Below are 4,629 nucleotides of genomic sequence, written 5' to 3'. Positions count from 1 at the left end.
GCACACGCCCGCCCACCGCACCCCCGCCCCCGGTCGGGGGTGCGGTGGGCGGGCGTGTGCACCGGGACCGGGAGACCGGGTTACTGGCGGGGCGTGGGGCGCCAGACCACCAGCGCGCTGGACTGCCGCACGTCCTCGTACGGCACCAGGTCGCGCCGGTAGGAGGCGTGCACCTGCGCCTCCCGCTGCCGCATCGCGGCCGCAGCGCCCTCGACCGCCGACGACAGCTCGGCGACCCGCGACTGCAACGCCGCGACCTGGTTCTCCAGCTCGATGATGCGTTTGATTCCGGCGAGGTTGATGCCCTCGTCCTGACTGAGCCGCTGCACCTCGCGCAGCAGCTCGATGTCGCGGGCCGAGTAGCGGCGGCCCCGCCCGGCCGTGCGGTCGGGCGAGACCAGGCCCAGCCGGTCGTACTGCCGCAGAGTCTGCGGGTGCAGGCCGGAGAGCTGCGCGGCGACCGAGATGACGTAGACCGGGGTTTCGTCAGTCAGCTCGTACGCCGCAGCACGCGAGGCGCGCGCTCCGCCCGCGGCGAATGTCCGTCTGCGTGCGTCCCGGCCGTCCACCTCAGTCTCCCTTCGCCGCCTTGAACAGCGCCGCCCGCGGGTCCTCGTCCGCGAGCGCGTCCTGGAAGGTCTCCAGCGCGTCCCGCGCCTTGTCGTCCAGCTCCGTCGGCACCGTGACCTCCACCGTCACCAGCAGATCGCCCCGGGTGCCGTCCTTGCGGACCGCGCCCTTGCCGCGCGCCCGCATCGTGCGCCCCGACGGGGTGCCCGCCGGAACCTTGAGGGTGACGGGCGGGCCGCCGAGCGTGGGCACCTTCACCTCGCCGCCGAGCGCGGCCTCCGCGAAGGTGACCGGCACGGTGACCGTCAGGTTGTCGCCCCTGCGCCCGAACACCGGGTGCTTGTCCACGTGCACGACGACGTACAGGTCGCCATGGGGTCCGCCCCGCTCGCCCGGTGCACCCTTGCCGCGCAGCCGGATGCGCTGCCCGTCGCTGACGCCCGCCGGGATGCGGACCTGCATCGTCCGCGAGCTGGTGGCACGCCCCGAGCCCTTGCAGGTGTCGCAGGGGTCCTGCGCGATCAGCCCGCGCCCCTTGCAGTCCACGCACGGGTCGGTCAGCGAGAAACCGCCGCCCGTGCCGCGCGAGACCTGCCCGGTGCCCACACAGGTGGGGCACACGCGCGGGGTGCCGTTCTTGTCGCCCGTACCGGCGCAGTCCTTGCACGCGGCGGAGGAGGACATCCGCAGCGGAACCGTGGCCCCGTCGACCGCCTCGGTGAAGCTGAGCGTCACCTCGGACTCGATGTCCTGACCGCGCCGCGGCTGCGTGCGGGTGCCGGTGCCGCCGCGGTTGAACAGCCCGCCGAAGACGTCGCCGAGGCCGCCGCCGAAGCCGCCGGGCCCTCCCGCACCGCCGCCAGGACCCTGGCCCTGGCCGCCGCCGAACAGGTCGCCCAGGTCGAAGTTGAACGTTCCCGCGCCGCCCTGGCCGCCGGCGCCGCCGGGCCGGAACCCGCCGCCGCCGAAGAGGGTGCGCGCCTCGTCGTACTCCTTGCGCCGCTTGGGGTCGCCGAGGACGTCGTACGCCTCCGAGGCGTCCTTGAAGCGCTCCTCGGCCTTGGGATCGCCGGCGTTGGCGTCCGGGTGGTTCTCCCGCGCCAGTTTGCGGTACGCCTTCTTGATCTCGGCTTCGGTGGCGTCCTTGGGGACGCCGAGGACCTTGTAATAGTCCTTCTCGATGAAGTCCTTGGTACTCATCCCCGACGTCCCTCCTCTCGTCCGCGGTCAGCCCTCGTCCGGGCCACCGGTCTCCTCTTCTGCTGCCGAAGCGTCGGATCCGCCCTCGCTCTTGCCGCCCGACGCGCCCGGCTGCGGCTCGGCGACGCCGACCCGTGCGGGACGGATCGTCCGCTCGCCGATCCGATACCCGGGCTGGAGGATCTGCACGCACGTCGTCTCCGTGACATCCGGAGAGTAGGAGTGCATCAGCGCCTCGTGGACCGTCGGGTCGAAGGGCTCGCCCTCCTTGCCGAACTGCATGAGGCCCATCTTGGCCGCGACCGTCTCCAGCGACTCGGCGACCGACTTGAAGCCGCCCACCAGCTCGCCGTGATCCCTCGCCCGGCCGATGTCGTCGAGCACCGGCAGCAGCTCGGTCAGCAGATTCGCGACGGCGATCTCCTTGACCGCCGCCCGGTCCCGCTCGACCCTGCGGCGGTAGTTCTGGAACTCCGCCTGGAGCCGCTGGAGGTCCTGGGTACGCTCGCCCAGCGCCGTACGGGCCGCCTCCAGCTCGCTGCCGCCGTCCTCGGTGGCGCCTTCCGCGCCCTGCTCCTCGGCGGCGTCCTCGGCCTTGGCCATGTCCTGCGCGCTCACATCGCCCTCTGCGTTCTCAAGGGTCTGGGCGTCCCCGGCCGCCGGCCCGGGGGCCGCCTCCTGCTCGGAGGCGGCCCCGGCTGCTGCCTGCTCGCCGGCGTCGGCGGGGACGTCGGGCGTCGGCTTCTTGCCGGCGCCCGCGGTCTCCTCCGTCACGCCGCACCGTCCTTGGGCTTCTGCTCGTCGTCGACGATCTCGGCGTCCACGACGTCATCCTCGGCGCCGCCCTCGGGCTTGCCCGCGTCCGCCGCGCCGGCACCCGCCTCGGCGCCGCCGGCCTGGGCCTGCTGCGCGTCGGCGTACAGGGCCTGGCCCAGCTTCTGGCTGGTGGCCGCGACCTTCTCGGACGCCTCGCGGATGGCCGCGGTGTCCTCGCCCTTGAGCTTCTCCTTCAGGTCGGTGAGGGAGCTCTCGACCTCCGACTTGGTGTCGGCGGGGACCTTCTCCTCGTTGTCCTGGAGGAACTTCTCGGTGGTGTAGACCAGCTGCTCGGCCTGGTTGCGGGTCTCGGCGGCCTCGCGGCGCTTGTGGTCCTCCTCCGCGTACTGCTCGGCCTCGCGCATCATGCGCTCGATGTCGTCCTTCGGCAGGCTGGACCCGCCGGTGACCTGCATCTTCTGTTCCTTGCCCGTCCCCAGATCCTTCGCCGAGACGTGCATGATGCCGTTCGCGTCGATGTCGAAGGTGACCTCGATCTGCGGCACGTTGCGCGGCGCCGGCGGCAGCCCCGTCAGCTCGAACATGCCCAGCTTCTTGTTGTACGCCGCGATCTCCCGCTCACCCTGGAAGACCTGGATCTGCACCGACGGCTGGTTGTCCTCCGCCGTCGTGAAGGTCTCCGAGCGCTTCGTCGGAATCGTGGTGTTCCGCTCGATCAGCTTGGTCATGATGCCGCCCTTGGTCTCGATACCGAGCGACAGCGGCGTCACGTCCAGCAGCAGGACGTCCTTGACCTCACCCTTGAGCACACCCGCCTGCAGGCTGGCACCGATCGCCACGACCTCGTCCGGGTTCACGCTCTTGTTGGCGTCCTTGCCACCGGTCAGGTCCTTGACCAGCTCCGCGACGGCCGGCATCCGCGTCGAACCGCCGACGAGGACCACGTGGTCGATCTGGCTGAGCTGGATGCCCGCGTCCTTGATCACGTTGTGGAACGGCGTCTTGCAGCGCTCCAGCAGGTCCTGGGTCAGCTGCTGGAACTGGGCGCGCGTCAGCTTCTCGTCCAGGTGCAGCGGGCCCTCGGCGGACGCCGTGATGTAGGGCAGGTTGATCGTCGTCTCGGTGGACGAGGACAGCTCGATCTTCGCCTTCTCCGCGGCCTCACGGAGGCGCTGGAGAGCCATCTTGTCCTTGGACAGGTCCACGCCGTGCCCGGACTGGAACTGCTTGACCAGGTAGTCGACGACGCGCTGGTCCCAGTCGTCACCACCGAGCTGGTTGTCGCCGTTGGTGGCCTTCACCTCGACGACGCCGTCGCCGATCTCCAGCAGCGAGACGTCGAACGTACCGCCACCGAGGTCGAAGACCAGGATCGTCTGGTCTTCCTTCTCCAGGCCGTACGCGAGCGCGGCGGCGGTCGGCTCGTTGACGATCCGCAGCACGTTGAGGCCCGCGATCTCGCCGGCCTCCTTGGTGGACTGGCGCTCCGCGTCGTTGAAGTACGCGGGGACGGTGATGACGGCGTCCGCGACCTTCTCGCCCAGGTACGACTCGGCGTCCCGCTTCAGCTTCTGCAGCACGAACGCGCTGATCTGCTGCGGGTTGAAGTCCTTCTCGTCGATCCCGACCTTCCAGTCGGTGCCCATGTGGCGCTTGACCGACCGGATCGTCCGGTCGACGTTGGTGACGGCCTGGCGCTTGGCCACCTCACCGACGAGGACCTCGCCGTTCTTCGCGAAGGCCACGACGGACGGCGTGGTCCTGGCGCCCTCGGCATTGGTGATGACGGTGGACTCACCGCCCTCGAGAACACTGACGACGGAGTTCGTCGTACCCAGGTCGATGCCGACCGCACGTGCCATTTCGGTTTCCTCCAGCTGTCTGCTGACTTTCGTCTTGAGTGAAGCTGACTCAAGAGTGCATCACCGGAACCCACGCGTCAACAAGCCTGAGCCGCCAAGACTCAAGGCTTGTGCCTACGGTGCGCGCATGGCTGACTGCGGGGAGGGCACTCACCCCCGGCCCGAGGGGGGGAGCCGCCGCGCACAAACGGCGTACGGGCGGGGGTGAGTGCCCTCCCCG

At 70.5% G+C, this 4,629-nt stretch carries 4 protein-coding genes; all 4 read right to left on the bottom strand.

Annotated elements, in window-relative coordinates; genetic code table 11:
- Positions 1–80 precede the first annotated feature (80 nt).
- Complete coding sequence (locus tag AB8Z75_RS30660) at positions 81–494, bottom strand: helix-turn-helix domain-containing protein (protein WP_369207706.1); 414 nt, start codon at positions 492–494, stop codon at positions 81–83.
- Between the two features lie 76 nt (positions 495–570).
- A complete protein-coding gene (gene dnaJ, locus AB8Z75_RS30655) occupies positions 571–1,770 on the bottom strand; it encodes a molecular chaperone DnaJ (RefSeq protein WP_369207704.1) in 1,200 nt (399 codons plus the stop codon).
- Between the two features lie 27 nt (positions 1,771–1,797).
- The gene (gene grpE / locus AB8Z75_RS30650) at positions 1,798–2,544 is read right to left on the bottom strand and encodes a nucleotide exchange factor GrpE (RefSeq protein ID WP_369207702.1); all 747 of its coding nucleotides are present in this window, start codon (positions 2,542–2,544) and stop codon (positions 1,798–1,800) included.
- Positions 2,541–4,409, bottom strand: a complete 1,869-nt coding sequence (dnaK, locus tag AB8Z75_RS30645) for a molecular chaperone DnaK (protein WP_369207700.1) — start codon at positions 4,407–4,409, stop codon at positions 2,541–2,543. The genes grpE and dnaK overlap by 4 nt, the downstream gene beginning before the upstream one ends.
- Between the last annotated feature and the right edge of the window lie 220 nt (positions 4,410–4,629).

The sequence above is a fragment of the Streptomyces sp. PU-14G genome (genome assembly GCF_041028275.1).
Lineage (GTDB): Bacteria > Actinomycetota > Actinomycetes > Streptomycetales > Streptomycetaceae > Streptomyces.
The sequence above is the reverse complement of the archived record's forward strand: the minus strand, read 5'-3'. Positions and strand labels throughout refer to the sequence as shown.